The following is a 25,876-nucleotide window of genomic DNA, read 5'->3' as shown; positions in this document are numbered from 1 at the left end:
GATCAGGCCGGTTGCGGGATCGCCGTCGGCATGCACACGCCGTCCAGATCGAGCACATGGGTGAGACGCCCGAAGGCGATCCAGGAGACGATCGCGAAGGTCATGTCGACGATCTCCGCATCGCTGAATGCGGCATGCATCCGCGCCCAGAAATCCTCGTCTTCGTCCATGGACTGCGGTGCCTGACCGAGCCGTTCGGCATAATCGATGGCGAGCCGTTCCCGTTCGGAAAAGCAAGTCGCGCCTCGCCAGTCGGCGATGGCCGCATAAAAGGCTTCGTCCGGCACCGGATTGCCGCGCGCCGACACGGCCTTGCCCGGATCGCCGCCCGATCGTTCGAGATGGCCTTCCAGATCGCGGGCGGCACGCATGCCGATACACAATTTACAGCCGTTGATATGGGCGGTGCGTACGCGCGCCGCCTCCATCTCGCGCAGGGTCATGGTGGAATGCTCGTAAACCGCGCGCGAATAGGCCCCCGCCGCCGCACCGACTTCGGGCGCGTAATGGCTCCACACATAGGCAGACGGATCATGCGCGAAACTGTCAGGCACATGGACTCGGGGCATGGCGGCTCTCCTGCTTCATATTTTTAATAAACATACATGATTGTTTGTATTGGGGGAAGGGGGGGCAGCGCCATATTCCCTTCTCCCTTGAAGGGAGAAGGATACGTAGCCTTATGGGCGCAGTTGGATGAGGGTGAGCGGACCTTTGGTCCGCGCGGTTCCGATGGAACCGCATACCCCTCACCCGGCTCCGCCTAAGGCTCTTCGAGCCTAAGTCTCCGCAGCCCTCTCCCTCAAGGGGAGAGGGGTAGGTAGCTTCACCCTCGCCCCAGCACCACGGTTGCCTGGCTCGATAGCGCGCCGCCATTGCCATGGGCGAGCGACAGCGTCACGTCGGCAATCTGGTTGGCAGCCTCGCCGCGCACCTGCCGCGCCGCTTCCACGATGCCGTGCAGGCCGTTCATGCCGGGATGGGCATAGCTGAGGCCCCCGCCATTGGTGTTGACGGGAAGCCGCCCGCCCGGTGCGATGCCGCCGTCGGATACGAACGCACCGCCTTCGCCTTTCTTGCAGAAACCCAGGTCTTCGAGAAACAGGATCGTGTTGATGGTGAACGCGTCATAGACTTGCACCACGTCGATATCGGCCGGGGTGACGCCTGCCATCGCCATCGCACGCGGGCCGGATTCGGCGGCGGCGGTCACCGTCAGGTCGGGGGCGCAACTGATCGCATTATGCCATGTCGCCGCCGCCGCGCCCAGCACCGCGACGGGGGCTTTGGGACCATCGGCGGCGCGGTCCATCCGCGTCATCACTACCGCCGCTGCACCGTCGGTGACGAGGCAGCAGTCGGCGCGCGATATCGGATCGCTGATCATCCGCGCGGACAGGCACTGGTCGAGCGTCAGCGGATCGCGCGCGAAGGCTTCCGGATTGGTCGTCGCCCAGGCGCGGGCCGCCAGGGCCACCTGCGCCATCTGTTCGCGCGTGGTGCCATATTGGTGCATGTGCCGCGCGGCTGCCAGCGCATAGCTGCTCAAGGGATAGAGCGGGCGATAAGGCGCTTCCCAGCGGTTGCTGCGCGCGGGTGTAGAGAGCTTGCCGCCTGCACTGCGCTGGTTGGAGCCATAAGCGATCAGTGCGCAGTCGATATAGCCTGCGTCCAGCATCAGCGCCGCGGTCGCCACATGGCTCATGAAGGACGAGCCGCCGGTGCGGTTGTTGTCGGTATAGCGCGGATGCAGGCCATAATGTTCGGCAAGGCTGAGGCCCGCGAACAGATCGTCGGGAAGGCACAGGAACAGCGCATCGATATCGTGCAGCGTTAGGCCCGCGTCGGCGATCGCCATCAGCCCGGCCCTGGCCGCCATTTCGATCGGGCTATGGCCGGGGCAGGTGCCGACGCCGAACGTTGCGACGCCCGTGATCGCGGTCTTGGCGCAAGGAAAGCGGTCTGCCATCACACGGCTTGCGGATTGACGGGGCGCGCACCGCGCGTCAGACCATCGCGGAAGAAGGAGAGACGGCGATGCACCATGGACCCGAGCAGCAATGGCGCGATGGGCTGGCGCAGGGGCGATTCCTGCTGCAACGCGACCCGGAAACGGGTCTTTGCCGTTTTCCGCCGCGCGTGACGCGGGATGGCACGATCGACTGGGTGGAGGCAGCAGGCACCGGCACCGTCTATTCGGTGACGGTCGTCCGTCAGCGTCCGCCGGAAGCCGACTATAATGTCGTGCTGGTCGATCTGGACGAAGGGCCGCGCGTCATGAGCCGGGTGGACGGTGTCGCGCCCGACGCCGTGACGATCGGCATGCGCGTGCGGATGACCATCGGCGCAATCGACGGCAGCCCGGCCGCGCTCTTCCTGCCCGAAAGTCACGCCGGCTGAGCCAGCCGAAGCGCGCCACTGGCGCCGAGCGCCTTTATTGCGCTGTCGGAAAAACCCGCCTCGCGCAGCACGTCCGGCCCATGGGCGCCTAGATGCGGCCCCGCCTCGCCGATCGCGCCGGGGGTTTCCGAAAAGTCGACGGGAATACCCGGCAGGCGGATGGCACCCTCCGCCGTCTCGCGCCGGTCCCAGAAGCCGACGGCCTCCAGATGCGGGTCAGTCAACAGGTCATCGATGCTGGCGATCGGCATGGCGGGGCATTGCGCGGCCTGCAACAGCGCCATCCATTCGTCGGTTGTCCGCTCCGCCAGCGTGTCGGACAGCTTGCCCAATACCGTGGTGATATTCTCGGTCCGGCTGCGCATCGATGCGAACATGGGATCGCGCGACCAGTCCGGATTGCCGATCGCATCGAAGAAGGCGCGCCAGTGCTTGTCGTTGTAGATCATCACCGCGATATAGCCGTCGCGCGTCTTGTAGGGGCGGCGGTGGGGCGAGGTCGCGCGCGGATATTCCGCCTTGCCGATCGCCGGGTCGAACAACGCCCCGCACAGATGCTCCACCATCGCGAAGGACGCCAATGTCTCAAACATCGGCACTTCGATTTCCTGCCCCAGGCCGGTCTTTTCGCGGGCGTAGAGTGCGGCGGTCACGGCATAGGTCGCGGTCAGGCCCGCCACCTTGTCCGCCACCACGGTCGCCAGATAGGTCGGCTCGCCATGGGATAGAGTCGCCTGGAGCGAAACGATGCCCGATGCCGCCTGCACGATATCGTCATAGGCCGGATAGTCGGCATAGGGACCGCGGCGGCTGAACCCGTAGAGATTGGCGTAGATGATCCTGGGGTTGGCAGCCTTGACTGCGGCATAATCGAGGCCGAGCCGTGCCATGGCTTGCGCGCGCATCGAATGGATGAAGATGTCCGCGCCCTCGACCAGTGTGAGCAGCGCGGCGCGGCCTTCGGGATGCTTCAGATCGAGCACGATGCTGCGCTTGCCGCGATTGACGTTCATGAACATCGCGCCGCGATTGCCCTGCGGGCCGGGCGGCAGATAGCGGGTCGTATCCCCTTCGGGGCTTTCGACCTTGATGACGTCGGCACCCAGATCCGCGAAAATCTGCGTGGCATAAGGCCCCATCAGCACACTGGTCAGGTCGATCACCCGCACGCCCTTCAGCGGACCCTGCCCCCGGCCGGCCTGCTGGCTCTCCACCCCTGTCATCCTCTGTATTCTCCAATCAACTGTGATTGTTTTGTGTATGGAAATGGCGCAAAGAGCAAGGGCCTTGCCAGCAGTGCGGGCGGGAAGGGGAGCAACTGATGCGGGCGCATCTGATAGCGGCAGGCAAATATCACGACATCGATTTCGCCCGGCTTGAGCTGCTCAAGCTGATGGCGGAATTGCCGCAACTGCGCACCAGCGTTGCGTCGGATTACAGCAATGGTGCGCTGATCGTGCAAAGCCAGTTGCTTGTTACCTATACCTGCGACCTGATGCCCGCGCCGGAGGAAGTGGCCGCTCTGCGCGCCTTTCTGGAAGGGGGCGGGCGCTGGCTGGCGCTGCACGGCACCAATGCGATCCTGCGCTTTGCAGAGGACGGCACGGTGCTGACGCCCGACGACGCGCCCGCGATGATGGCGCTGCTCGGTACGCAGTTCGAAGGGCATCCGCCGATCGGGCCGTTCAAGGTGGACGTTACCGATCCCGACCATCCGATGACCCGGGGCGTCCGCGCTTTCAACGTGATCGACGAGCTGTATCTCAGCCGCCGCACCGCCGACATCGACGTGCTGCTGCACACGCGCTTTGCCGGTTCCTGCCCGGAGTTCGGCGACCGGCAGTGGGACGAGGCGCAGGTTCCCGTGCTCTATGAGCGGACGGTGGGCGCAGGGGCGGTGCTGTACCTGACGCTGGGCCATTGTCGCGGCCATTATGACCTGGCGCCGCTCCGCCCGTTCAATCCGCACCCCGACCGCTGCGCATGGAATTATCCGGTCTATTATGAACTGCTGCGCCGCGGGCTGCGCTGGGGGCTTGGCCTGATATAGGGGGCCTGATCTAGCGCACCTGATCTACGCCTGCTCGCCGCCCGCCGCGATCCGCAGCGCCAGGATCTGCTGCTCCAGGCTGACGAGCACTGCCTCGATCATGTTTTCGTCCACCCCATGCGTCAGGCGATTGATCGCCAGCCCTTCGAGCAGGTTCTGCGACAGCGCGAGCGCGAGGTTGAACCGTTCCAGATCGCGCTGCCAATCGGGGAAAAGCTGGATCGCCAGTTCATACCAACGCTGGCGGAACTCGATGCGGACCGGTTCCAGAATGGCGGCCAGTTCGCGATCGGTCCGGGCGGCGATCGCCAATTCCTGAAAGGCGATGAAATTGGGGCGCAGCAGCTGTTCCCAATAGGCGCGAACAAGCGTGTGGACATTGGTGTCCTTCGCCTCTGCGGCGCGGCGGAAGGCGCGCAGTCGCTTGTGATGCAGCTCGACGATCGTCGCCTGCATCAATTGCCCGCCATTTTCGAAATGATGCAGCATCGCGCCACGCGAAAGCCCGGCTTCCTCCGCGACCTTGGGCGTCGTCGTCTTGGAGTAACCATATTTGACGAGGCAGCGGATCGTCGCCTCGACCAGGCGTGCCTTCGTCTGCGCGCTTTTCAACGCCTGATGCGTCGGTTCTATCTTGTCGCGCGCGGGCGCGATGGCGGCCAGCGGCTTGGTTGCGGATCGGGCCATCGGCCGGGGCTTCCCTCACTCTAGATCATAAACAAGCATGATTGTTTTTACTTTGACAAGTCAAGCGCAAGCTGGAACCTTGGCAAAATAAAGCGGATGAGGAGATAGCATGGGACGTCTGGATGGCAAAATCGCGCTGGTAACGGGCGGCGCCTCGGGTCTGGGCAAGGCGGATTGCGAAGCGTTCGTGGCCGAAGGTGCGACGGTTTTCGTGTCGGACATCAACGGTGAGGGCGCGCAGGCGGTAGCGGCGGGATTGGGCGACCGCGCAATCGCCGTGGCGCATGACGTGGCGCGCGAGGAGGACTGGTTGCGCGTCTATGCCGATATCGATGCGCGCTTCGGCAGGCTGGACATATTGGTGAACAATGCGGGGATCGTCGTCGTCGCCGACCCGGAGGAAACGACGCTCGACCAATATGAGCGCGTGATGCGCGTCATGTCGACCAGCGTGTTTCTGGGCTGCAAACATGGCATTCCCCTGCTGGCGAAAGCGTCTGCCGGGTCAATCATCAATATGTCGTCGATCGCCAGCCATCTGGGCTATGCGCCGTTCTTCGCCTATTCGGCTGCGAAGGGCGCGGTGCGGTCGATGAGCAAGTCGATCGCGGTGCATTGCCAGGACAAAGGCTATCCGATCCGCTGCAACACGGTGCATCCCTCATCGATCGAAACGCCGATGATCCAGTCGGCCGAAGGACGCGCCGGGCAGGAAAAGGCCATTGCCGACGGGGTGCTGCCGGCCGGGGCAACCGGATCGCCACGCGACGTCGCCAGCCTGCTGGTGTTCCTCGCCAGCGACGAGTCCCGCTTCCTCACCGGCGGCGAATATATCGTCGATAATGGCCTGTCGATTCGCGCGGGCTAGGGCGTCCATAAAAAAGACAGACGTGCATGTTTTATTCTTGAATCGCGCGCGCCAGCGCGTAAGGAGTAGGGCATGGCAACGGCGGGACGATATGCGGGCAAGACCGCGCTGGTGATCGGCGCATCCAGCCCCGGCGGGCTGGGTGAGGCAGTCGCGATCGCCCTGCGTGCGGGCGGATGCACCGTGCATGTCGCCGGACGTCGCGTCGCGGCGCTGGATGCGCTGGCCGGCGATCTGGGCGGCCTGGCCATCGCCTGCGACATGCGCGACGAGGATGCGATAGCCGCCATGTTCGATCTGAGCGGCCCGATCGACATTCTCGTCAATGCCTCGGGTACGACGGGGGCGGCGCGGCTGGCGAAGATTCAGCGGGCGCAGATCGAAAGCGAGCTTGCCATTCACGTGACCGCCAACATGCTGCTGCTCAAGCATGCCAGCGGCGTTATGCGGCGGGGCGGCAGCATCACACTCTTTTCCTCGATCACCGCGCGTGTGCCGGGCGAGGGGCTTGCCGCCTATAGCTGCGCGAAGGCGGCGCTCGACCAGCTCGTGCGGATCGCCGCGCTCGAGTTCGGTCCGCTCGACGTGCGCGTCAACGCCGTCGCGCCCGGATTTTCGCCGACGCCGATGACGGAAGGGATATTCGCCGATCCGGCGATCAGCGCGCTCTATCTGCGCGACTGTCCGCTAGAGACCCGGCCGCTCGACGAAAAAGCCGTCAGCGCGCGTCAGGTCGCCTCCGCGGTCGGCTGGCTCAGCGATGCGGACTGTTTCGCCAATGGCGAGATCGTGCAGCTTTCGGGCGGGGCGCAGCTCGGGCGGCTGCCGCGTCTTGATGAATTACGGGAAGCCAGGAGGCACTGATGGATCTGGGATTGTCGGGCAAGAAAGCTCTGGTCGTCGGCGGCGCGCGCGGCATCGGCTTTGCCGTCGCGGAAATACTGGCGCGCGAAGGCTGCGATGTGGCCATCACCGCGCGGTCGGAGGACTCGGTCAAGGATGCCGTCGCCAATCTGCGCAAATATGGCACCAACGTCATCGGATCGCTGGTCAACGTGATGAAGGCGGACGAGTACAAGGCTTGGCTGGAGGGCATCATTGCGGAGCTGGGCGGATGCGACATCCTCGTGCCGATCACGTCGGCCGGGGGCGGCGTCGGCAGCGAGAAATATTGGACGCGCGCCTTCGAAGTGGACGTAATGGGCCCGGTCCGCGCGGTCGAGGCGGTTCTGCCCGGCATGACCGAGCGGGGCGGCGGTTCGATCGTGCTGATCGCCACGACATCGGCGAAAGAAGCCATGGGCGGGCCGCAGCCCTATAATGCGATGAAGGCGTCGCTCATCACCTGGGGCAAGCAACTGGGCCTCGCGCATGGCAAGGACGGCATTCGCGTGAACATCGTGTCGCCAGGCCCGGTTGAGTTCGAGGGCGGCAACTGGGACATGATCAAGGGCACGATGGAAAAGTTCTACAACGGCCTGATCCGCCAGCAGCCCACCGGCCGCTTCGGCACGCCGGAGGAGATCGCGCGCGCGATCGTGTTCCTCGCCAGCCCGGCGGCAAGCTGGTGCAACGGTTCGCATCTGGTGGTCGACGGCGGCTTCACCAACTGCACCCATTTCTGAACCGCTGACGAGAGGCGCGAGGCAATAGCGACATGGACGTCAAGCGGCATGTGGACATCATTCGGGTCAACCCCGACGACTGGCCGGACGGTACGCCCGCGCACAAGGCGCCGGACCCGGACCTTGGCCATGCGCTGATCCCGGCGGCGCGCTACACCTCGGCCGATTTCATGAAGCTGGAATGGGACCGGATGTGGAGCAAGCTATGGCTCCTCGGCGGGCGCTCCGACGATCTGAAGGAAGCCGGCGACTATATCTGCACCGACATCGGCCGGGAATCGGTGCTGATCGTGCGGCAGGCGGACGGATCGGTGCGTGCCTTCCACAACGTCTGCCTGCACCGCGGCAACAAGCTGCGGCCCGAGGGCACGGGCCATGCCGACAATTTCCAGTGCATGTACCATCACTGGGAATATGATCATGCGGGCGTCATCGTTCGCATCCCCGATCTTGATACGTTTCCGCAAGGCGGCCCGCCATGCGGCCGGATACCGGAAGTCAAGGCAGGCGAATGGGGCGGGTTCGTCTGGTTCTCGCTGAACCCGGACGCGCCGCCGCTGATGGACTATCTCGATCCCATCCCGCAACATCTCGACCCCTATCATTTCGAACGGATGGCGTGGAAGCGCGACATCACGATCGAATGGGACTGCAACTGGAAGGCGAGCGTCGATGCGTTCAACGAAAGCTACCATGTCCAGGGCATTCACCCGCAGCTCAAATGGTATCTGGACGACATCAACATCCAGTATGACTGCTACGAACGGCACAGCCGCTACCTGATTCCCTTCGCCACGGTCAGCCCGCGCGTGGTGCTCCCCTCCGCCATTCCGCCCGCCATCTACGAGATCATGGTGAAGGCGGGGATGGACCCGGCCGACTATGACGGGCGCGTGAGCGACATCCGCCGCGACGTGCAGAAGTTCATGCGCGCCAACGGCAAGGCGCGGGGCCGGGACTATTCGGAGCTGAACGACGATCAGCTGACCGACGATTATCACTATACGATCTTTCCCAATGTGCAGCTCAACTGCCATGCTGATGATCTCATGCTGTTCCGCCAGCGGCCGCATCCGACTGACCCCGACAAGATGCTCTATGATCTTTGGATGTTCGAGCTGGTGCCCGAAGGGGAGGAATGGCCCGAACGGCCCAAGCGCCTCTATTTCAAACATGGCGACAAGAGCATCGGGCAGGTGCTGGACCAGGATGCGTTCAATTTGCCGACCGTCCAGAAGGGGATGCACAGCAGCGCCTTCGAGGGGCTGTGGATCGGCGATCAGGAAATCCGCATCCGCCATTTCCACAAGGTGCTGAACGATTACATCTACGGGCATAACGGCCCCGGCGAAGGGGACATCTGATGGCGTTTGCGCATAACAGCCTGAGCCAGGAGGCGCTGCTGGACGCCTATCGGCGGATGGCGACGATCCGCCAGTTCGAAGAGCGGCTGCACGAGGAAATCAAGACCGGCGAAATCCCCGGCTTCACGCATCTTTATTGCGGGCAGGAAGCGGCGGCGGTCGGCGTGTGCAGCCATCTGGACGATGAAGACATGATCGTGTCGACGCATCGCGGCCACGGCCACTGTATCGCCAAGGGCTGCGACGTGATTGCGATGATGAAGGAAATCTACGGCAAGCGCGACGGCCTGTGCAAGGGGCGGGGCGGCTCCATGCACATCGCCGATACCAAGATAGGAATGCTGGGCGCCAATGGCATCGTGGGGGCAGGCGCGCCGCAGGCTGTCGGCGCGGCAATTGCCGCAAAGATGGACGGCCGGAGAAAGGTGGCCATTGCCTTCTCCGGCGACGGCGCCTGCAATCAGGGTACCACCTTCGAGGCGATGAACATGGCGGTGGTGCTGAAGGTGCCGGCGATCTTCGTGTTCGAGAACAATCATTATTCCGAGCATACCGGCTACAGCTATGCCGTGGGCACATCGGGCGACATTGCCAGCCGCGCCGAAGCGTTCGGCATGAAAGCATGGCGCGCCAATGGCAGCGATTTCTTCGACACCTATGCCGCGTTTGGCGACCTGCTGGCGCATGTGCGCGGCGGTCATGGCCCGGCGGCGATCGAGCTGGATACCGAACGCTTCTACGGCCATTTCGAAGGCGATCCGCAACGCTATCGCGGGCCGGGCGAGCTGGACCGCATCCGTGCCGAGCGGGATTGCCTGATCGCGTTCCGGCAATCGTCGGGCATCGCCGCCGATGCGCTCGACAGCATTGACGCCGAAGTCGCCGCGCTGATCGACGAAGCCGTCACTGCCGCGCGCGCTGCGCCGGTATCCGAACCCGCCCACGTCCTTGAGGACGTGTACGCCGATTATTGAAGGGCATCGCATGGCCATCATGAACATTCGCGATGCGATCAACCGCACGCTGCACGACGAAATGGAACGCGATCCCAATATCATCCTGCTCGGTGAGGATGTTGCGGGCGGCGCGGGCACGGCGGGCGGGCAGGAATCGATCGGCGGCATCTGGGGCACGTCGGGCGGGCTGATCGGCAAGTTCGGTGCGGACCGGGTCATCGACACGCCGATATCCGAAAGCGCGATCATCGGCGCGGCGGCGGGCGCGGCGCTGGCCGGCAAGCGGCCGGTCGCCGAGCTGATGTTCGCCGACTTCATCGGTGTCTGTGCGGATCAGATCATCAACCAGATCGCCAAGTTCCGGTACATGTTCGGCGGGGAAACGGCCTGTCCGGTGGTCGTGCGGCTGATCTATGGCGCGGGCATGAACGCGGCGGCACAGCACAGCCAGGCGTTCTACAATCTGCTGACCAGCGTGCCGGGTCTGAAAGTCGTGCTGCCGACGACGCCCGCCGACGCGAAGGGCCTGCTGACCGAGGCGCTGCACGGGCAGGACCCGGTGATGTTCTTCGAACATAAGGCACTTTACACCAAAAAGGGCGAAGTGCCCGACGGTCCCTATCGCATCCCCTTCGGCCATGCGCGCATGGTCCGCGAAGGTGGCGACGTGACGATCGTGGCGCTCGGGCGGATGGTGAGTTTCGCCGAAAAGGCGGCGGATGCGCTGGCGGCGCAGGGCATCGGCTGCGATATCATCGATCCGCGCACGACCAGCCCGCTGGACGAGGAAGCGATCCTCGACAGCGTGGAGCAGACCGGGCGGCTGGTGGTGGTGGACGAAAGCCCGCCGCGCTGCTCGCTGGCCCGCGACATCATCGGTCTGGTGGCGGAACAGGGCTTCACAAGCCTGAAAGCACCGCCGCGCATGGTGACCGCGCCGCACACGCCGATACCCTTTGCGCGCGAACTGGAACGCGCCTGGTTGCCGTCGCCCGCCCATATCGAGACCGCGGTGCGCGGCGTGCTGGACTGGGGCTGATCGCATGGCGGATTTGAAAGCCTTCACCATGCCCAAATGGGGCATTGAAATGGCCGAGGGCACGATCGCCGAATGGATGGTGGCGGAGGGCGCGCCTTTCGCCAAGGGCACCGTGCTGACGCTGATCGAAACCGACAAGATCACCAATGAAGTCGAGGCCGAAGCCGACGGCTGCTTCGTACGCCTGATCGCGCAGGCCGGGGAGACGCATCCCGTCGGCGCACTGCTCGCCGTGCTGGGGGCAGTGGATACGCCGGTTGCGGAAGTCGACGCCTTCGTTGCGCAGTTCCGCGCCGTCGATACCGCGATGCCGGGGGTCGAGACCAGCGCATCGGCGACAGCGCCGGTGGCGGCTGTTCCGTCGCCCGTTACCATTCCCGACGATACCGCCATCAGCCCGGTGGCACGCAGTATCGCGCAGGCGCAGGGCGTCGATGTGTCGGCCATCAGCGGATCGGGCCGCAAGGGGCGGATCACCCGGCAGGACATCGATCTGTATCTACGCGGACAGACACCGCCCGTGCTGAAGGGGCCGATCGACGCGCCGGGGCAGGAAAGCGCCTTTGCCTCGCCGCTCGCCCGGCGACTGGCGGTGCAGATGGGCGTCGACTTATCGATCGTGAAAGGCAGCGGACATCGCGGGCGCATCACGAAGGCGGATGTGCTGGCGAAGGCGCCCGCGCCGGCGCCTGTGGCAGCCGACGCTGCGCCGCCCGTCCCCGCCACCAGCACCGACGATGTCGAGATGATCCCCATGTCCGCAATGCGCAAGGCGATCGCCGCGCGGCTGACGCAGGCAAAGCAGGAGATCCCGCATTTCTATCTGCGGCGTCGGGTGCGCGCCGACCGGCTGATCGCGCTGCGGATGCTGCAAGGGAAAGTCGCGAGCCTCAACGACTATCTGCTGCGCGCCGTCGCGCTCGCGCTGCGCGAAGTGCCGGAGGTGAATATCCAGGTGCATGGCACCGTTGTGCACCGCTTCGCGCATGCCGACATCGCCGTCGCGGTATCGACGCCGCGCGGCCTCATCACGCCGATCGTCCGCCATGCCGACGCAATGGACGTGCGTGCAATTGCCGATCGCATGGGGGAGCTGGCGCAACGGGCGCGGGCAGGCAAGCTGGCGGCAGAGGAGTTTCAGGGTGGAAGCTTTTCCGTCTCCAACCTCGGCATGTTCGGCGTGGAGCAGTTCGACGCGATCATCAACCCGCCGCAGGGGGCGATCCTGGCGGTGGGCAAGGCTCGGCCTGAACCGATCGACGACGATGGGGCGATCCGTATCGTGCCGGTCCTGCACCTGTCCTTAAGCTGCGATCATCGTGCGATCGATGGCGCGGACGGCGCCCGCTTTCTGGGGGCGCTGGCGGAACTGCTGGAAAATCCCGAGCGGTTGTAGGGCCTGGCTGTTCCCCGGCGAAAGCCGGGGTCCAGGGTTGCGAGGTCCAGTATGTGCCGCCCTGGACCCCGGCTTTCCCCGGGGAACTATTCTAATGTTTGCCCCTCATTCCCCGCACCATGTCCCAATCCCCTCGGGCAAGTCCGCAGGTCGCGCATCGCCATAGGCACGCATCCTCTCGCGCGTCGGCAAGGCTGCGGCATAATCGGCGACCGGCAGATAATAAAAGAAATGCAGCAACCGGTCGGCAAAGCGCCACGCGCCGTCCTCCCGGCGATAGACATCATGATAGCGCATGCCCGTGACCATCGGTTCGCCGTTGCGGACGACTTCGGCATGGGAGGAGACGATACCGGTCGCCGCGTCAGGATCGACGGGGTCGAGCGTGATCCAGTGGTCGTGCGTCACATGAAAGCCGAAGCGCAATGCGGCGAAGCGTCCGCGATACTGGTCGCAAATAGCCGCGCGCCCCTGCGCGTCCATCACCCCGTCTGCCGACCGAAACCGGCCTTCGCGTGCGAACAGCGGCGCGACAGCCGTGAGGTCCTGATTGTCGATCAGGATCGTGTAGCGCGCCTGCAATTGCGCGATGGCGAGGCGGTCCTCGATCGCCTGGATGCGGGCGGCAAGGTCACTCACTGATGCGACTTGAAGAAAGCCAGTTCCATGTCCTGCGCCAGGCATTCCAGCACCGGTGGGACTAGCCGGTCGTGGAAATCAATGTGCATATGATGCTCGAAAGCCGCCTCGTCGCGGAACGTGGCGATGCAGTAGAACAGGTCGGGGTCGTCGTCCGACTGGAGCAGTTCATAGACCCAGGCATCCGGCTCATACGCGTGGACGAGGCGCTTCAGCTCGGTCTGAAGCGCGATGAACTCTTCGCGCTTTTCCGGCTTGGTGCGCAGGGTCGCGACAAAGGATTTCCCCGGCTGCAACGGCGTGGCGTTCATGCGGACACCTGTTCGATGTCGTAGAGATATTCGCGCGTATAGCTGCCGTCCATGCAGGCGAGGATGTCGTCGATGATCCCCACAAGCTTCGGATTCTGCTGATGCGCGACGTCGGCATCGGCATTGGTGAAGCTTTCGAACACGGCGAACATGCCCGGCTCCTCCAGCCGGTAGAACTTGTAGCCCAGGGTGTCGGGCTCCTCCGCACTGATGGCTTCGATCTGCGGAATGAGCGCCACGAAATCGGCGATCTTGTCGGCCTTGATGCGGAAGCGGGAGAGAAAGCTCATCGGCATCAGGCGGCTCCCGCGTCATTGCCAGCGGCCATATACCGGTCCAGCTCGACATGGAAATGGCGCAGGCGGGCTTCCTGTTCGCTCCACAACGGGCCGCGGAACCCGCGCGAGCGCGCGCCCTTCTGCACCACCGGCAGCAATTCGCTGTCCTGATCGAGCACTTCGCCAAGCTGCGGCGGCACGCCCAGCGGCACATGCACGATTTCGGGGCGGGTACGGCCGGTCGTGTCCGTCCCTTCGGCTAGGCCCATCCAGGCCGGCGCGCCATAGCCGGGAATGTCCTCATGCTTGAACAGGATCATCGTGTCGTAAGTGAACTGTTCGGGATCGGTGGGGTGCGGCAGGAAGCGGTGGATGAACACCGCTTCGGGATGACAGCCGATCTGCAGATTCGGGAAAATGCCGTAGATCGTCGAATCGGAAAGCTGGGTATCGCTGAACCGATCATAGCCAAGATTATACTGCGCGGAGCGGGCACGCTTGGCCTGCTGGATCGCGGCGCGGCTTTCCTGCGCGGTGCCGGTGAAGCTGTCGGGGTCAAGCCCGGCGTCGCGCATCATCATCTTGATGCCTTCGTTGACCGATGTCTGATCCGGGAAGCGCGGACTGGGTTGCGCGAAGGGCACGAACTGGCGGCTGAGGCCGTTGGGATACAGGTCGATCTGCGTGCGGTCGTCCATCACGCCCTGCGTCTGCGGATGGACGCTGTGGAGATGATAGATTTCGTAAAAGGCGTCTACCCCGCCTTTCCAGTTGGCCGCCCAGTCCGACCGTTTGTGCTGGACGACGTTCATGCTGCCGATGTCGTAGAGCGCCAGATGATCGGCGACGATGCCCAGATAGTCGGCCAGCGGCGGTGCATCCGGGTTCATGGTGATGAAGATGAGACCGGCCGCTTCCTCGCATCGCACCGAAGTGAGATCAGTGCCGTGGCACAGAACGTCGGGATGGAACGTCTCCTTGTCCGTCACCTTCGCATTGCTGCCATCCAGGTTGAACCGCCAGCTGTGGAAGGGGCAGACGAACTGGCTGACCGACCCGAAATGGTCGAGGGCGATCTGGCTGCCGCGATGGGGGCAAACGTTGTAATGCGCCTTCAGCGTCATGTCCGCGTCGCGCACGATGATGAAGGATTCGGTGCCGATGTCGAAGCGCAGATAGTCGCCATCCTCCGGCACGTCGCTGACGACGCCCGCAAGCAGCCAAGTCTTGCTGAACACCCGGTCCCACTCCGCCTGCGCCCAGCCACGGTCGTAATAGCGTTCCGGCCCCAGCCGCGCGGTGCCGTTGTCGGGGCGGGGGACTTCCGCGTTGAAGGGATGGGGCGTCCCGACATGAATGGGCCAGTTGCGGAAATCGAAGTTCATCAGCGCATCCTCGTCTCAGTGTCGTGGCCGGATCCGGTTTGCCGACCGTCTTTTGGCCGGTGAATCATGCCTGAATCGCCGACCTGTTGCATGCACTCTACATCAAAAGAGAAAAAAACAAACATGATTGATTGTTGTTTTTCCCTGTGGCAGACATTGCGGCGTTGAAATGACGCCCGTTGAAAAGACGACCGTTGAAAAACACGACAAGCGCCCGACGGAAAGTGCGGGTGCAATACAGGAGGGGTTTATGTCTGTAGCGAAATTGCTTGGGGCCGTGTCGATCTTTGCGACGATGGCCAGTGCCGCCGTTCCCGCGCTGGCGCAGGATGCCGCGGCCGTGGATGCGTCCGCCGCCGCACCGCAGGAAAGCGCGGGCGGCATCGCGGACATCATCGTGACCGCCACCCGTCGCGATACCGACCTGCAAACGACGCCGATTGCCGTTTCGGTGGTCGACAGTTCGCTGATCGAACAATCCTCGCCGCGCAACATCGGCGATCTTTCGGTGTTCGTGCCCAATTTCTCGGCGGCCACGATTACCGGCTTCAATGCGGCCTCCTTCTCGATCCGCGGGGTCGGCCAGAACACGATCATCGTCTATTTCGAACCGCCGGTAGCCGTGCTGGTCGATGACTTCGTGGTTCCGAGCGTCCAGACGCAATTGCTCGATACGTTCGACGTGGCGCAGGTCGAAGTGCTGCGCGGACCGCAGGGCACCTTGTTCGGCAAGAACACGACCGGCGGTGCGGTGACGGTGCGGACCCAACGCCCGGAGCTGGGCAAGCTGGGCGTCAAGGGACAGATCGTCGCCGGGCGCTATGGCACCTATGAAGCGCGCGGCGCGGTCAACGTGCCGATCGGCGATACGCTGGCGTTCCGTGGCGTGATCGGCATGCAGAAGTCCGACGGCTATTATCGCAACGGCGCCTGCTATGGGCCGGTCGTGGCCTTCGCGCCATCCAAGTTTGCCGGGCGGCAGGGCTGTGGCGACGGCCGCGCGCTGGGTGGCACGGATGTCTGGAACGCGCGCGTCAAGCTGTTGTGGGAACCGACATCGGGCATCGATGCGCTGCTGCAATATGAGCATCTGCGCGACCGTTCTGACAGCATCCCCACGGTCAACGAAACGCCCAACAGCCCCGCCTTCCTGTTCGATACGCTGAATGTCGGCGCGGCCACCGGCGCAGGCAGCGATCCGCTCGACAATGCCGGGATCACCAACCGGCAGGACAATCTGATCAAGATGGGCAATGGCCAGCGCATCAACGTCGACGGCGTGTATCTCAACGTCAACATCGACGTCGGGCCGGGCACCTTCACGTCGGTATCCGGCTGGCGCAAGCAGAAGTCGCGCCTGCCCAACACCTATACCGGCCAGGCCCCGGTCGCCGCCGATGGCGAGGTGCTTTCGCTGTTCGACGCCAACCGGTCCGACGATCGCCGTACCTGGCAGCAGGAAGTGCGCTTCGCCTCTGATCTGGGCGGCAGCTTCGACTTCGTGACCGGTGCCTTCCACCAGAATGACCGGACCAGCTTCTGCGTGTCGCAGCTTCTGGGCTTCCTTGATCTTGCCAGCGGCGGCCTGCCCTTCGGCCCGTGGAACCAGAATCCCTATATTCTGTGCAACGCGCAGAAGGCACGCTCGACCGCCGTGTTCCTGGAGGGCACGCTGAAGATCACGCCGACGCTGACACTGACCGGCGGCGGCCGCTACACCTGGGAACGCAAGACATGGTTCGGGCGGCAGCAGGTGTTCCAGCAGCAGCTGAACGGCGGGTTCGATCCGACACTGCGGGTGAACAACACGATCGACGCCAATGTGTTCGATTTTCCGGCCGGTGTGATCCAGGTGAAGGCGCGGGCGAACGAGCCGACATGGCGTGCGAGCCTGGGCTGGCAGGCGACCGACGACGTTTTCGCTTATGCAACCTATTCGCGCGGGTTCAAGGGCGGCGGCTTCAACGACCAGATCGGCGGATTCCATCCGTTCGTGAATGCCGACGGCAGCGACGACAATGCGGCGTTCGCGGCGGCGGCATCGGCCACCGCGCCGGAAAAGGCCGACAGCTATGAAGTCGGTGTCAAGACTTCGGCGCTCAACAACCGCCTGCGGTTCAACCTCACCGGCTTCTACGTCGATTATTCCAACCTGCAAAAGCAGATCGTGGTGCCGATCACCGTCGGTGGTCAGCAGAACCAGGTAACGCGCTTCTTCAACGCGGCATCGGCCAATGTGAAGGGCATCGAAATGGAAGCGACCCTGATCCCGGTCGACAATTTCACCCTGCGTGGCGTCCTTGGCTATCAGAAGGGCAAGTACAACGAATATGTAACGCCCATCCCGGCGGGCTATGACTTGTCGAGCGCACCGCTCGACCGCCTGCCCAAATGGCAGTGGACCATCGATGCGAGCTATGAAGTGCCGATGGGTAGCCACAAGCTGCTGTTCAACGGCAATGTGAACTACACGGCGCGCAACCTGTTCACGCAGTCGATCACCAGTCCCGACGAGAACACCTATCTCAATGCGCGGACCCTGGTGAATGCGTCGATCACGCTCGCCGAAGCGGAGGACAAATATTATGTCCGTGCCGTGGGTCGCAACCTGACCGACGAACGCTACCGCACGGCATCGCAGGTTGTCGGCGGGCTGTGGTCGAACAGCCAATATGGCCTGCCGCGCTATTACGGGCTGGAACTGGGTGTCAGCTTCGGCGGTATCCGCTGATGGGGCAGGGATTGCGCTATCGCTGGCCACTGATAGGCGCCTTGGCCGTCTGCGCCGCCTCGATCGGGGTGGCGCAGGATCGGCAGGCCGCAAGTCAGCAGGCGGAAACAGCGGAAGCGCAATCCAGCCGCATGAAATCGACCGACGAACTGGTCGCCCGCACAGGCGAGGCGATCGATCCCGATACCCATCCGGGCAAGGCGCTGTTCAACGAAAATTGTGCCGGATGCCATATGGGCGGCGTGCCCAAGGCACCGGCGGTCGTCTGGCTGGAGATGATGGCGCCCGATGCGATCCTGGGCGCGATGCAGGGCGGCATCATGAGCCAGCAGGCCGCCCATCTGAAACCTGCGCAGCAGGTAGAGATCGCCGAATATCTGACGCGCACCAAGCTGGCGGACTACAAGCCGCCTGCGCCGCCCGCCCGCTGCACCGGCGCGGCGTTGCAATTTACGGGCGCGCCGCCGGCTGCCGTCGGCTGGGGGCATGACAACCGCCGCTTCGTGCCTGCGTCCGTCGGCGGGCTGTCCGCCGCCGACGCGCCGAAGCTCACATTGAAATGGGCCTTTGCCTATCCTGCTGCCGTGCGCGCGCGATCGCAACCGGCGATCGGCTGGAACACGGTGTTCGTCGGCAGCCAGAACGGCACCGTCTATGCGTTCGATCTCGATACGGGTTGCGCAAAATGGACCTACCGCGCCAGCGCCGAAATCCGCACGGCGATCGTTGCCGATCCCGTTACGAAGCGCCTGCATTTCGGCGACGTGCTGGGCCGCGCTTATGCGGTCGATGCGATGACCGGCAAGCCGCTGTGGCAGACGAAGCTGGACGATCATCCCAACGCGACGATCACCGGATCACCGGCACTGGGGGGCGGCATGCTGTTCGTGCCGGTGTCCTCGCTCGAAGTGACTTCGGCAGCGGACCCGGCCTATCCCTGCTGCTCGTTCCGCGGCGCGGTCGCGGCGCTCGATCCCGCGAGCGGAGCCGTCCGCTGGAAAACCTACACCATTCCCGACGCCCCGTCGCCGCAGGGCAAGAACGACAGCGGGACGCCGATGTTCGGACCCTCCGGCGCGCCGGTCTGGGGTAGCCCGACCTATGACGCGAAGCGCAACCGGCTCTATTTCGGATCGGGGGAAAATTACTCGTCGCCTGCCGATGGCAACAGCGATGCAGTGTTTGCCGTCGATGCCGCCAGCGGCAAGAAGCTGTGGCAGATACAATTCACGGCGAATGACGCCTGGAATGTCGGCTGCATGGTCGGCAACGGCACCTGCCCGAAGGAAAACGGGCCGGATGTTGATCTCTCGGCATCGCCCGTGCTGGTCGATATCGCCGACGGCAAGCAGATGCTTGTGCTCGGCCAGAAGTCCGGCATCGCTTATGGTGTCGATCCCGACAGTGGTCAGAAAGTCTGGAGCCAGCGCCTCGGCCATGGCGGTACGCAGGGCGGGGTACATTTCGGCATGGCGGCGGAGGGATCGACCATCTACGTGCCGATCGTCGACATGGCCGATACCCGCGACGGGCGCATGTATGACAAGGCGCAGAACGGCGCGGGCATCCATGCGGTCGACGCGGCGACCGGCGCGATCCTCTGGCGCAACAAGGCCGACAATATCTGCGGCGGCGCGCAATATTGCGATCCCGGCATATCGGCGGCGGCCACGGCGCTGCCGGGTGGCGTGATCGCCGGGCATCTCGACGGGCGCTTGCGGGTATATGACGGGAAGGACGGCCATGTGCTCTGGTCCTACGACACGCGCCAGCCTGTCCGCACCACCACCGGCGTCACGGCCAGCGGCGGCGGCATGAGCGGGCCGGGTGCCGCGATCTACAACCGTCATGTCGTGGTCAACAGCGGCTATGGCCTCTATTATCACATGCCCGGCAATCTGCTGCTGGTGTTCGCAGCCCCTTAACGGAACAGGATAGCTATGGATTTCGGACTGACGGACGACCAGCGCCAGTTGCAGGAAGCTGCGCGCGCCTTTGCACAGGCGGAACTGCCCGCGATCGCCGCCCGGCTGGAGGCGGACAATGTCCCGCCCGGGCACGATCTCATCAAACGCTATGCGGACATGGGGTTCCTGGGCATCAACGTACCGCAGTCTCTGGGCGGCCTCGGCATGGGCAATCTGGAGGCGCTGATCGTGCTGGAGGAGTTCGCCAAGATTTCCTCGGCCATCGCTTTCCCCATTTTCGAATCCTGCGTCGGCCCGGTGCGGGCGATCGAGCTGTTCGGATCGCCATCGCTCAAGGAGCGGGTTGTGCCTGCGGTCTGTTCCGGGGATCTGGTGGTCGCGGTGTCGATGTCCGAGCCCGATGCCGGCAGCGCATTGACGGACCTGACGACGCGTGGCGTGATCGATGGTGACCGGATCGTGCTCAATGGCACCAAACGCTGGTGCTCGGGCGGCGGCCATGCCGACGGCTATGTGATCTATTGCCGCCTCTCCGATGCGCCCGGCGCGAAGGGGATCGGCGCGGTCTATGTCGAGAAGGATACGCCGGGTCTCAGCTTCGGGCCGAACGAGCATCTCATGGGGTTTCGCGGCATCCCATCGTCCGATCTGATGCTCGACGACTGCACCGTCCCGCTCGACAATCTGGTCGTGCCTGCCAATGGCGGCTTTCAAAAACTCATGGAGGCGTTCGACCTCGAACGCTGCGGCAACGCCACCATGTCCATGGCGCAGGCGTCCGGCGCGCTGGAGGATGTGCTCGCCTATGTGCAGGAGCGCAAGCAGTTCGGCAAGGCGATCATCGAGTTTCAGGCGGTACAGCTGAAACTCGCCGAAATGCAGATGAAGGTCGATGCCGCCCGTCTGCTCATCTGGCGCGCGGCCGCCAATGCGCAGGACGGCATCCCGTCGGTCAAGGACAGTTCCGTCGCCAAATGCTTTGCCAACACGATCGCGCGCGAAGTGACCGGCGACGCCGTGCAACTTATGGGTGCCTATGGCTACAGCCGTGACTTTCCGATGGAACGGCGGCTGCGCGATGCCTGGGGCTGGGGCATTGCGGGCGGCGCGATCGACATTCAGAAGACGAACATCGCGGCGGCCATGGTGGGCAGACGCTTCGACCAGCGGCGATAGGCGTCAGGATGCGCCTGCTCCATATCGACGCCAGTCCCCGCGACACGCGATCACGGTCACGCGCCGTCGCCGATCATTTTCTCGCGGCGCTGGCGGCAATGCGCCCCGCTCTGGTGGTCGAGCCGCTCAAGCTGTTTGGCCATGCGCTGCCGACACTGGCCGACGGTATGGTCGAAGGCCGCTATGCGCGCATCATGGGCGGGACCGAAACGCCCGACATTGCGGAAAAATGGGCCGAAGTGCAGGGGCATGTCGATCATTTCCTCAGCTTCGACGCCTATGTTATCTCGACGCCCATGTGGAACTTCGGCGTGCCCTATGTCCTCAAACATTATGTCGACGTGCTGACGCATCCGCGCATAACGTTCGTGAATGACGCGCAAGGCAATGTGACCGGCCTCGCCAATGGTCGCAAGGCGCTGGTGATCGCCGCGAGCGCGATGGACTTCGGCGGGGCGGGGGACGCCAACGACGCGCTGGCGGCGCTGGATTTCCAGTTGCGCTATCTGGAGACATGGCTCCGTTTCATCGGCGTCGATCCGGTCGAGACGATCCGCGTCGCTCCGACCTTCGGCGCGCCCGAAGCGGTCGAGGCGGCGATGGCGGCGGGCGGGGCGTCAGCCGAGCGTATCGCCGCCCGATTCTGAAGCGAAAGCCGTGCGGCTGTAGACCAGGTTGATGCTGCGGAAGGATATGACCACCGCATCATGCTGGTTCAGCAAGCGATATTCGGTGATCGCGGTGCCGCGCGGCTTTCCGCTGTCCGACGGGATCAAATCCACAATCCGCGATGTCGCGCGCAGCGTGTCGCCCGCGCGCACCGCCGTTTTCATCCGCACCTCATCCCACCCGACGCCGCAGACGAAATCGATGTCGCTGTTCATTTCATGATCGAGGATGCGCCAGACGGCCAGCACCTGAATGCCGCTGGCAATCAGTTCGCCGAAATGCGATGCGCGCGCGGCGTCCGGATCGACGTGGAACCACTGCGGATCATAGCGACGCGCGAAATCGACGATATCATCCTGGGATAGCGTTCGCGGCCCGGACAGGCGGCTTTCGCCGATGACAAGGTCCTCGAACTTTCGAGGTGGGCGCTGATGGGCCATGACGGTTCGGGCTGCTCCGGTCGGGAAGGATGACCTTGGCAAGCCCTCGCACAAAAAACAATCACAATTGCTTGTTTACTGAGCGCAGAATCCTCTTATGCTGCGCTCCATATAAGGAGAGTATCGGCGTGGAGGCAGCATGGCGAACCCGCATACGCGACGGCGACCGGCTGTGTACCGAATGCGTGCCGCGCGGCGCCTGCAAGTTCGGGGTGTCGGTGCTCGCATTCGACGATGCTGCGCAACATATGCGCAGCACGATCCTGTGCCCCGCCGCCTATGAAGGAGGGCCGGGGGTTGCCCATGGCGGCTGGGTGTGCGCGGCACTCGACGAAGTGCTGGGACAGACGGTCATGGAATATCATGCCCGCGTGGTGACGGCCAATCTGTCGGTCGATTTCCGCCTGCCCGTACCCGTCGGCGAGGCGCTGACCGGCCATGCTTGGATCGATGCCCTGGACGGCCGCAAGGTACGGGCGACGGGCGAGCTGCGCCTGGCCGCCAGCGATGCGGTGCTGGCCCGCGCCACCGGCCTGTTCATCATCATCGATCCCGCCCATTATGTGCGCCATGCGGACTGGCTGGCGCAGCAGAAAGTGACCGGAGGTACAGCATGATCCCCGCCGACCAGCAAATCGTCCAGTTTTCCTGGGTCGTCAACGACATCGACGAGGCCGCCGCGCGCTGGCATCGCACCACGGGCGTCGGCCCGTTTCTGGTCGGACGGCATCTGACGCTGATCGATCCGAAGCATCGCGGCAGGCCGCAGGTCACCGATTTTTCGATCGCCGTGGCGCAGGCCGGGCCGATCCAGATCGAACTGGTGCAGCAGCATGATGACAGCCCGTCCTGCTATCGCGACACGATGGCGGCGGGGGCCGAGGGGCTGCATCATGTCGCCTTTATCGCGCAGGATTATGATGCGGCGCTGGCCTTCTATACCGATCAGGGCTTTGCCGTGGCCAGCGAAGGTCGCTTTGGCGAAGTCCGCTTCTGCTATGTCGATACGGCCCCGGCGCTGGGCCATATGGTCGAGATACTGGAGGACAAGCCCGCGATCCACGCCTTTTTCGCGGCGGTCGTTCGCGCGGCGGAGCAATGGGACCGCAACCCGGATACCGCCGTGCGCGACATGTGAGCGCGGTCAAGCACGCGATCAAGTCAGAAAGCACTTGCAAAAAACAATCATGACTGTTTGTTATATAGGCAGTCGAAATGATCGTCGGGAGAGGCAATGACGGGCGAGGCACTCTACACGCTAGGCGCCGTGCTGCGCGAAAGCGGTGTGCGCCATGGCGATGCCGACGCGCTGGTCTTTCCAGACCGGCGGCTGAGCCACGCCGGCCTCGCCGCATCGGCGCGGCGATGGGCGCGCGCCTTCATCGCGATGGGCGTGCAGCCGGGCGAACATGTCGGCATATTGCTGTCCACCTGTCCCGATTTTGTCGAGGCGATGTTCGGCGCAGCCATGGCGGGCGCGGTCGCGGTGCCGGTCAATGCCCGCTATCAGGCGGGGGAATTGGCTTATCTCGTCAGGGATGCCGATCTGGTCCTGCTGGTAACGACGGGGCGTGTCGCCGATTCGCTGGATTTCGGGCAGCGGCTCTGCGCAGCGTTGCCGACCTTGCCGCTGGCCGAGAATCCCTATCGTCTGGCACTGCCGGAAGCGCCGCGTCTGCGCCAGATCATCTGCCTCGAAAGCCCGTGCGCACCTTATCTGGTCGGCGTGTCCGCTGCGCTGGCGAAGGGCGATGCCGATGCGCAGGCCGACGCGGCGGTCGATGCGCGGATCGATGCGGTCACGCCGACGGATATCGCGCTCATCCTCTACACGTCGGGCACCACCGCCAATCCCAAAGGCTGCATGATCAGCCACCGGGCGATGGTGGGCAACAGCCGCAACCTTGGCAAACGCTACGAAGTGACGGCGCGCGACAAGGTGTGGTCACCCCTTCCGATCTTCCACATCGCAGGCATCTTGCCGATGACGATGATCCTGGACGTCGGCGGCGCGTATCTGACGGTGCCGCATTTCGACGCGGGCGTGGCGCTCAAGATGTTGCAGGATGAGCGGGCGACCGTCGCCTATCCCAGCTTCGTCACAATCATGCAGGGGCTGATCGAGCATCCCACCTTCAAGGATACCGACCTGTCGTCGATGCGCCTGATGAACAGCAATTTCGCGGTGCAGCCTGCCTGGATCAAGGAGGCGATGATCGCCGCCATGCCCGCCATCACGCATGTCGGCACTTATGGCCTGACCGAGGCGGCGGGCACGATCTGCACCAGCCGTCTTTCGGACAGTTTCGCCCTGCGCACGGAGCGTCTCGGTGTCCCGCTGGACGAATGGGAAGTCGCCATCCGCGATATCGAGACCGGCGCGCCCTGCCCCGAAGGCACGCCAGGCGAAATCTGCGCGCGCGGGCCGAACATGCTCTCAGGCTATTATAATGCGCCGGACAAGACGGCCGAAAGCATCCGCGACGGCTGGTTGCACACGGGCGACATCGGATCGTTCGACGCAAGCGGTCACATCATGTTCCATGGCCGGACGAAGGACATGCTGAAGGTTGGAGGGGAGAATGTCGCCGCTGCCGAGATCGAGGCGGCGTTGCAGACGCACCCCGCCGTCAAGCTGGCGCAGGTGGTCGGCATTCCCGACGATCGCTATGTCGAGGTGCCCGCCGCGTTCGTCGAGCTGGCCGAAGGCGCGGTGACGGACGCCGCGACGCTGATCGCCCATTGCACCGGCACGATCGCCAGTTTCAAGCTGCCGCGCCACATCCGCTTCGTTGAAAGCTGGCCCATGTCGACGTCCAAGATCCAGAAGTTCCGTCTGCGCACCGCGCTGATCGAGGAACTGGGCGCGGGCGTCGCATGACCGCGCAGCCGCTTGCGGGCAAGGTTGCTGTCGTCATGGGGGCGGCGGGGCGCGACAATATGGGCCAGGCCATTGCCGCGCGACTGCATGCCGATGGTGCGCAGATTGTCGTGGGCGGGCGCCATGCCGAAGAGCTTGCGCGCTTTGCCGACAGCATCGATGGCGCCTGGGCGCTGTGCGACCTGACGGACGAAGCGCAACTGGCCGCTTTGATGGACACCGCCGTGGCGCGCTTCGGTGGAGTGGACATCGCCATCAATGCGACCGGATGGGGCCTGCTCAAGCCATTTCTGGAAACGACGCGCGAAGAGTTGCAGAAGATCGTCGATCTGCAATTCACCGGCTGTTTCCTTTACTATCAGGCGGCGTTGCGGGTGATGCGCGACGGCGGATCGATCGTGCAGATCAGCTCCGCCACGGCCACGATCATGCTGGAGGATCACGCCGCCTATATGGGCACCAAGGCCGGCACCGATCACGTCATCCGCTGCATCGCCAACCAGTTCGGGCATCGCGGAATCCGCGCCAACAGCGTCGCGCCGGGTTTCACCGAAACGCCGATGACGGCGCGCGCCGCGGCCAATCCGGCGGTCGTGGCGGCGTTCGAGAAGGAATATCCGCTGGGGCGAGTCAACACGCGCGAGGATATTGCCAACGCCATCGCCTGGATCGTGTCCGACGCCTGTTTCATGACCGGCCAGACGTTTCAGGTGAACGGCGGCCTTACCCTGCGGCGCAACCCGACCAACGCCGAAATCGTCGCCGCCGTGCGCGCCGCAAAGGCAGGCGTCAGCCCGGCGTGATCCGCGGATAACGCAGGCGCAGGTCGTCCGCCAGTCGCTCTATTTCCGTCATGTCGCGCAAGGTGCCGTGCGGGGTCACGGCCCAGTTGCAGTGCGGATGAGTCTCAACCGGGTAGACGCGCACCTCGCCCAGCGCCAGTCGCCAGTGCCGCCGGGTGCCACCGGCACGGCGCAGCAAGGTGACGATGAAGATTTCGTGCAGGTCGGTCGCCGTCATGGTCGCGGCGCATAGCATGGCGATTGGCGAACG

General features: G+C 64.2%; 27 protein-coding genes. 17 read left to right on the top strand and 10 right to left on the bottom strand.

Annotated elements, in window-relative coordinates; genetic code table 11:
• Positions 1-2: 2 nt before the first annotated feature.
• Both ENE74_RS02745 and ENE74_RS02740 read right to left on the bottom strand, forming a co-directional pair.
• On the bottom strand, positions 3-569 hold the full coding sequence (locus tag ENE74_RS02745; RefSeq protein WP_127689095.1) for a carboxymuconolactone decarboxylase family protein: 567 nt from the start codon (positions 567-569) through the stop codon (positions 3-5).
• 257 nt (positions 570-826) lie between these two features.
• A complete protein-coding gene (locus tag ENE74_RS02740) occupies positions 827-1,969 on the bottom strand; it encodes an acetyl-CoA acetyltransferase (RefSeq protein ID WP_127689094.1) in 1,143 nt (380 codons plus the stop codon).
• Positions 1,970-2,037: 68 nt separating this feature from the next.
• Here ENE74_RS02740 and ENE74_RS02735 point away from each other — a divergent pair, with 68 nt between their 5' ends.
• The gene (locus ENE74_RS02735) at positions 2,038-2,400 is read left to right on the top strand and encodes a Zn-ribbon domain-containing OB-fold protein (RefSeq protein ID WP_127689093.1); all 363 of its coding nucleotides are present in this window, start codon (positions 2,038-2,040) and stop codon (positions 2,398-2,400) included.
• Here ENE74_RS02735 and ENE74_RS02730 read toward each other — a convergent pair.
• A complete protein-coding gene (locus tag ENE74_RS02730) occupies positions 2,388-3,623 on the bottom strand; it encodes a CaiB/BaiF CoA transferase family protein (RefSeq protein WP_127689092.1) in 1,236 nt (411 codons plus the stop codon). The genes ENE74_RS02735 and ENE74_RS02730 overlap by 13 nt on opposite strands.
• A gap of 98 nt (positions 3,624-3,721) precedes the next feature.
• On the opposite strand from ENE74_RS02730, the gene ENE74_RS02725 reads away from it, so the two are divergent.
• Complete coding sequence (locus ENE74_RS02725; protein ID WP_127689091.1) at positions 3,722-4,450, top strand: ThuA domain-containing protein; 729 nt, start codon at positions 3,722-3,724, stop codon at positions 4,448-4,450.
• A 24-nt stretch (positions 4,451-4,474) separates the two neighbouring features.
• Here the strand turns inward: ENE74_RS02725 and ENE74_RS02720 are convergent, their stop codons facing one another.
• A complete protein-coding gene (locus ENE74_RS02720; RefSeq protein ID WP_127689090.1) occupies positions 4,475-5,137 on the bottom strand; it encodes a TetR/AcrR family transcriptional regulator in 663 nt (220 codons plus the stop codon).
• A gap of 109 nt (positions 5,138-5,246) precedes the next feature.
• On the opposite strand from ENE74_RS02720, the gene ENE74_RS02715 reads away from it, so the two are divergent.
• The 7 genes from ENE74_RS02715 (at position 5,247) to ENE74_RS02685 (ending at position 12,385) form a co-directional block, all read left to right on the top strand.
• A complete protein-coding gene (locus ENE74_RS02715; RefSeq protein ID WP_127689089.1) occupies positions 5,247-6,005 on the top strand; it encodes an SDR family oxidoreductase in 759 nt (252 codons plus the stop codon).
• Between the two features lie 72 nt (positions 6,006-6,077).
• Positions 6,078-6,869: an SDR family NAD(P)-dependent oxidoreductase gene (locus ENE74_RS02710; protein WP_127689088.1), complete on the top strand. Its 792-nt coding sequence runs from the start codon at positions 6,078-6,080 to the stop codon at positions 6,867-6,869.
• Complete coding sequence (locus ENE74_RS02705; RefSeq protein WP_127689087.1) at positions 6,869-7,630, top strand: SDR family NAD(P)-dependent oxidoreductase; 762 nt, start codon at positions 6,869-6,871, stop codon at positions 7,628-7,630. Before ENE74_RS02710 ends, ENE74_RS02705 begins: the two co-directional genes overlap by 1 nt.
• A 32-nt stretch (positions 7,631-7,662) precedes the next feature.
• Positions 7,663-8,994 (top strand): aromatic ring-hydroxylating oxygenase subunit alpha, encoded by a 1,332-nt coding sequence (locus tag ENE74_RS02700; protein WP_127689086.1) that lies wholly within the window; start codon positions 7,663-7,665, stop codon positions 8,992-8,994.
• Entirely contained in the window at positions 8,994-9,968 is a 975-nt protein-coding gene (locus tag ENE74_RS02695; protein WP_206517624.1) for a thiamine pyrophosphate-dependent dehydrogenase E1 component subunit alpha, read from the top strand. The genes ENE74_RS02700 and ENE74_RS02695 overlap by 1 nt, the downstream gene beginning before the upstream one ends.
• Positions 9,969-9,978: 10 nt before the next feature.
• Positions 9,979-10,989, top strand: coding sequence for an alpha-ketoacid dehydrogenase subunit beta (locus tag ENE74_RS02690; RefSeq protein WP_127689085.1), 1,011 nt, complete (start codon positions 9,979-9,981; stop codon positions 10,987-10,989).
• Between the two features lie 4 nt (positions 10,990-10,993).
• Positions 10,994-12,385 carry a 2-oxo acid dehydrogenase subunit E2 gene (locus tag ENE74_RS02685; RefSeq protein WP_127689084.1) on the top strand — a complete coding sequence of 464 codons (1,392 nt, stop codon included), beginning with the start codon at positions 10,994-10,996 and terminating at the stop codon, positions 12,383-12,385.
• A 105-nt stretch (positions 12,386-12,490) separates the two neighbouring features.
• Here the strand turns inward: ENE74_RS02685 and ENE74_RS02680 are convergent, their stop codons facing one another.
• From ENE74_RS02680 to ENE74_RS02665, 4 genes are read right to left on the bottom strand one after another with little or no spacing between them, the layout of a single operon-like run.
• Positions 12,491-13,024, bottom strand: a complete 534-nt coding sequence (locus tag ENE74_RS02680) for a nuclear transport factor 2 family protein (protein ID WP_206517623.1) — start codon at positions 13,022-13,024, stop codon at positions 12,491-12,493.
• Positions 13,021-13,335: a putative quinol monooxygenase gene (locus tag ENE74_RS02675; protein WP_127689082.1), complete on the bottom strand. Its 315-nt coding sequence runs from the start codon at positions 13,333-13,335 to the stop codon at positions 13,021-13,023. Before ENE74_RS02675 ends, ENE74_RS02680 begins: the two co-directional genes overlap by 4 nt.
• Positions 13,332-13,631 carry a putative quinol monooxygenase gene (locus tag ENE74_RS02670; RefSeq protein WP_127689081.1) on the bottom strand — a complete coding sequence of 100 codons (300 nt, stop codon included), beginning with the start codon at positions 13,629-13,631 and terminating at the stop codon, positions 13,332-13,334. Before ENE74_RS02670 ends, ENE74_RS02675 begins: the two co-directional genes overlap by 4 nt.
• Positions 13,631-14,998: an aromatic ring-hydroxylating oxygenase subunit alpha gene (locus tag ENE74_RS02665; protein WP_127689080.1), complete on the bottom strand. Its 1,368-nt coding sequence runs from the start codon at positions 14,996-14,998 to the stop codon at positions 13,631-13,633. Before ENE74_RS02665 ends, ENE74_RS02670 begins: the two co-directional genes overlap by 1 nt.
• A gap of 250 nt (positions 14,999-15,248) precedes the next feature.
• Here ENE74_RS02665 and ENE74_RS02660 point away from each other — a divergent pair, with 250 nt between their 5' ends.
• Genes ENE74_RS02660 through ENE74_RS02645 form a run of 4 tightly spaced genes read left to right on the top strand, consistent with a single transcriptional unit; the run spans position 15,249 to position 21,480 of the window.
• Positions 15,249-17,729 carry a TonB-dependent receptor gene (locus ENE74_RS02660; protein WP_127689079.1) on the top strand — a complete coding sequence of 827 codons (2,481 nt, stop codon included), beginning with the start codon at positions 15,249-15,251 and terminating at the stop codon, positions 17,727-17,729.
• The gene (locus tag ENE74_RS02655) at positions 17,729-19,654 is read left to right on the top strand and encodes an outer membrane protein assembly factor BamB family protein (RefSeq protein ID WP_127689078.1); all 1,926 of its coding nucleotides are present in this window, start codon (positions 17,729-17,731) and stop codon (positions 19,652-19,654) included. Before ENE74_RS02660 ends, ENE74_RS02655 begins: the two co-directional genes overlap by 1 nt.
• Positions 19,655-19,669: 15 nt before the next feature.
• Positions 19,670-20,833, top strand: coding sequence for an acyl-CoA dehydrogenase family protein (locus ENE74_RS02650; protein WP_127689077.1), 1,164 nt, complete (start codon positions 19,670-19,672; stop codon positions 20,831-20,833).
• A gap of 8 nt (positions 20,834-20,841) precedes the next feature.
• Complete coding sequence (locus ENE74_RS02645) at positions 20,842-21,480, top strand: FMN-dependent NADH-azoreductase (RefSeq protein WP_127689076.1); 639 nt, start codon at positions 20,842-20,844, stop codon at positions 21,478-21,480.
• Here ENE74_RS02645 and ENE74_RS02640 read toward each other — a convergent pair.
• Positions 21,451-21,942, bottom strand: a complete 492-nt coding sequence (locus tag ENE74_RS02640) for a MaoC/PaaZ C-terminal domain-containing protein (RefSeq protein WP_127689075.1) — start codon at positions 21,940-21,942, stop codon at positions 21,451-21,453. The genes ENE74_RS02645 and ENE74_RS02640 overlap by 30 nt on opposite strands.
• 128 nt (positions 21,943-22,070) lie before the next feature.
• On the opposite strand from ENE74_RS02640, the gene ENE74_RS02635 reads away from it, so the two are divergent.
• The 4 genes from ENE74_RS02635 (at position 22,071) to ENE74_RS02620 (ending at position 25,626) form a co-directional block, all read left to right on the top strand.
• The gene (locus ENE74_RS02635; RefSeq protein WP_164847357.1) at positions 22,071-22,559 is read left to right on the top strand and encodes a PaaI family thioesterase; all 489 of its coding nucleotides are present in this window, start codon (positions 22,071-22,073) and stop codon (positions 22,557-22,559) included.
• Positions 22,556-23,080 (top strand): VOC family protein, encoded by a 525-nt coding sequence (locus tag ENE74_RS02630; RefSeq protein WP_127689073.1) that lies wholly within the window; start codon positions 22,556-22,558, stop codon positions 23,078-23,080. Before ENE74_RS02635 ends, ENE74_RS02630 begins: the two co-directional genes overlap by 4 nt.
• 96 nt (positions 23,081-23,176) lie before the next feature.
• Positions 23,177-24,823: a class I adenylate-forming enzyme family protein gene (locus ENE74_RS02625; RefSeq protein WP_127689072.1), complete on the top strand. Its 1,647-nt coding sequence runs from the start codon at positions 23,177-23,179 to the stop codon at positions 24,821-24,823.
• Positions 24,820-25,626: an SDR family oxidoreductase gene (locus ENE74_RS02620; RefSeq protein ID WP_127689071.1), complete on the top strand. Its 807-nt coding sequence runs from the start codon at positions 24,820-24,822 to the stop codon at positions 25,624-25,626. The genes ENE74_RS02625 and ENE74_RS02620 overlap by 4 nt, the downstream gene beginning before the upstream one ends.
• Here ENE74_RS02620 and ENE74_RS02615 read toward each other — a convergent pair.
• Positions 25,613-25,843: a hypothetical protein gene (locus ENE74_RS02615; RefSeq protein ID WP_127689070.1), complete on the bottom strand. Its 231-nt coding sequence runs from the start codon at positions 25,841-25,843 to the stop codon at positions 25,613-25,615. The two genes, ENE74_RS02620 and ENE74_RS02615, sit on opposite strands and share 14 nt — an antisense overlap.
• Positions 25,844-25,876: the final 33 nt, after the last annotated feature.

The sequence above is a fragment of the Sphingobium algorifonticola genome, from assembly GCF_004005485.1.
GTDB lineage: Bacteria > Pseudomonadota > Alphaproteobacteria > Sphingomonadales > Sphingomonadaceae > Sphingobium > Sphingobium algorifonticola.
Note: the sequence above shows the minus strand (reverse complement) of the source record. Positions and strands in the feature narration are given on the sequence as shown.

Bases quoted from the DNA above. Each gene is read 5' to 3' on its own strand.
- ENE74_RS02640 (WP_127689075.1), bottom strand. From the start codon at position 21,942: ATGGCCCATCAGCGCCCACCTCGAAAGTTCGAGGACCTTGTCATCGGC.
- ENE74_RS02735 (WP_127689093.1), top strand. From the start codon at position 2,038: ATGCACCATGGACCCGAGCAGCAATGGCGCGATGGGCTGGCGCAGGGG.
- ENE74_RS02630 (WP_127689073.1), top strand. From the start codon at position 22,556: ATGATCCCCGCCGACCAGCAAATCGTCCAGTTTTCCTGGGTCGTCAAC.
- ENE74_RS02665 (WP_127689080.1), bottom strand. From the start codon at position 14,998: ATGAACTTCGATTTCCGCAACTGGCCCATTCATGTCGGGACGCCCCAT.
- ENE74_RS02685 (WP_127689084.1), top strand. From the start codon at position 10,994: ATGGCGGATTTGAAAGCCTTCACCATGCCCAAATGGGGCATTGAAATG.
- ENE74_RS02645 (WP_127689076.1), top strand. From the start codon at position 20,842: ATGCGCCTGCTCCATATCGACGCCAGTCCCCGCGACACGCGATCACGG.
- ENE74_RS02655 (WP_127689078.1), top strand. From the start codon at position 17,729: ATGGGGCAGGGATTGCGCTATCGCTGGCCACTGATAGGCGCCTTGGCC.
- ENE74_RS02700 (WP_127689086.1), top strand. From the start codon at position 7,663: ATGGACGTCAAGCGGCATGTGGACATCATTCGGGTCAACCCCGACGAC.
- ENE74_RS02675 (WP_127689082.1), bottom strand. From the start codon at position 13,335: ATGAACGCCACGCCGTTGCAGCCGGGGAAATCCTTTGTCGCGACCCTG.
- ENE74_RS02620 (WP_127689071.1), top strand. From the start codon at position 24,820: ATGACCGCGCAGCCGCTTGCGGGCAAGGTTGCTGTCGTCATGGGGGCG.
- ENE74_RS02740 (WP_127689094.1), bottom strand. From the start codon at position 1,969: ATGGCAGACCGCTTTCCTTGCGCCAAGACCGCGATCACGGGCGTCGCA.
- ENE74_RS02615 (WP_127689070.1), bottom strand. From the start codon at position 25,843: ATGACGGCGACCGACCTGCACGAAATCTTCATCGTCACCTTGCTGCGC.
- ENE74_RS02690 (WP_127689085.1), top strand. From the start codon at position 9,979: ATGGCCATCATGAACATTCGCGATGCGATCAACCGCACGCTGCACGAC.
- ENE74_RS02715 (WP_127689089.1), top strand. From the start codon at position 5,247: ATGGGACGTCTGGATGGCAAAATCGCGCTGGTAACGGGCGGCGCCTCG.
- ENE74_RS02720 (WP_127689090.1), bottom strand. From the start codon at position 5,137: ATGGCCCGATCCGCAACCAAGCCGCTGGCCGCCATCGCGCCCGCGCGC.
- ENE74_RS02650 (WP_127689077.1), top strand. From the start codon at position 19,670: ATGGATTTCGGACTGACGGACGACCAGCGCCAGTTGCAGGAAGCTGCG.
- ENE74_RS02660 (WP_127689079.1), top strand. From the start codon at position 15,249: ATGTCTGTAGCGAAATTGCTTGGGGCCGTGTCGATCTTTGCGACGATG.
- ENE74_RS02705 (WP_127689087.1), top strand. From the start codon at position 6,869: ATGGATCTGGGATTGTCGGGCAAGAAAGCTCTGGTCGTCGGCGGCGCG.
- ENE74_RS02625 (WP_127689072.1), top strand. From the start codon at position 23,177: ATGACGGGCGAGGCACTCTACACGCTAGGCGCCGTGCTGCGCGAAAGC.
- ENE74_RS02730 (WP_127689092.1), bottom strand. From the start codon at position 3,623: ATGACAGGGGTGGAGAGCCAGCAGGCCGGCCGGGGGCAGGGTCCGCTG.
- ENE74_RS02710 (WP_127689088.1), top strand. From the start codon at position 6,078: ATGGCAACGGCGGGACGATATGCGGGCAAGACCGCGCTGGTGATCGGC.
- ENE74_RS02725 (WP_127689091.1), top strand. From the start codon at position 3,722: ATGCGGGCGCATCTGATAGCGGCAGGCAAATATCACGACATCGATTTC.
- ENE74_RS02695 (WP_206517624.1), top strand. From the start codon at position 8,994: ATGGCGTTTGCGCATAACAGCCTGAGCCAGGAGGCGCTGCTGGACGCC.
- ENE74_RS02745 (WP_127689095.1), bottom strand. From the start codon at position 569: ATGCCCCGAGTCCATGTGCCTGACAGTTTCGCGCATGATCCGTCTGCC.
- ENE74_RS02670 (WP_127689081.1), bottom strand. From the start codon at position 13,631: ATGCCGATGAGCTTTCTCTCCCGCTTCCGCATCAAGGCCGACAAGATC.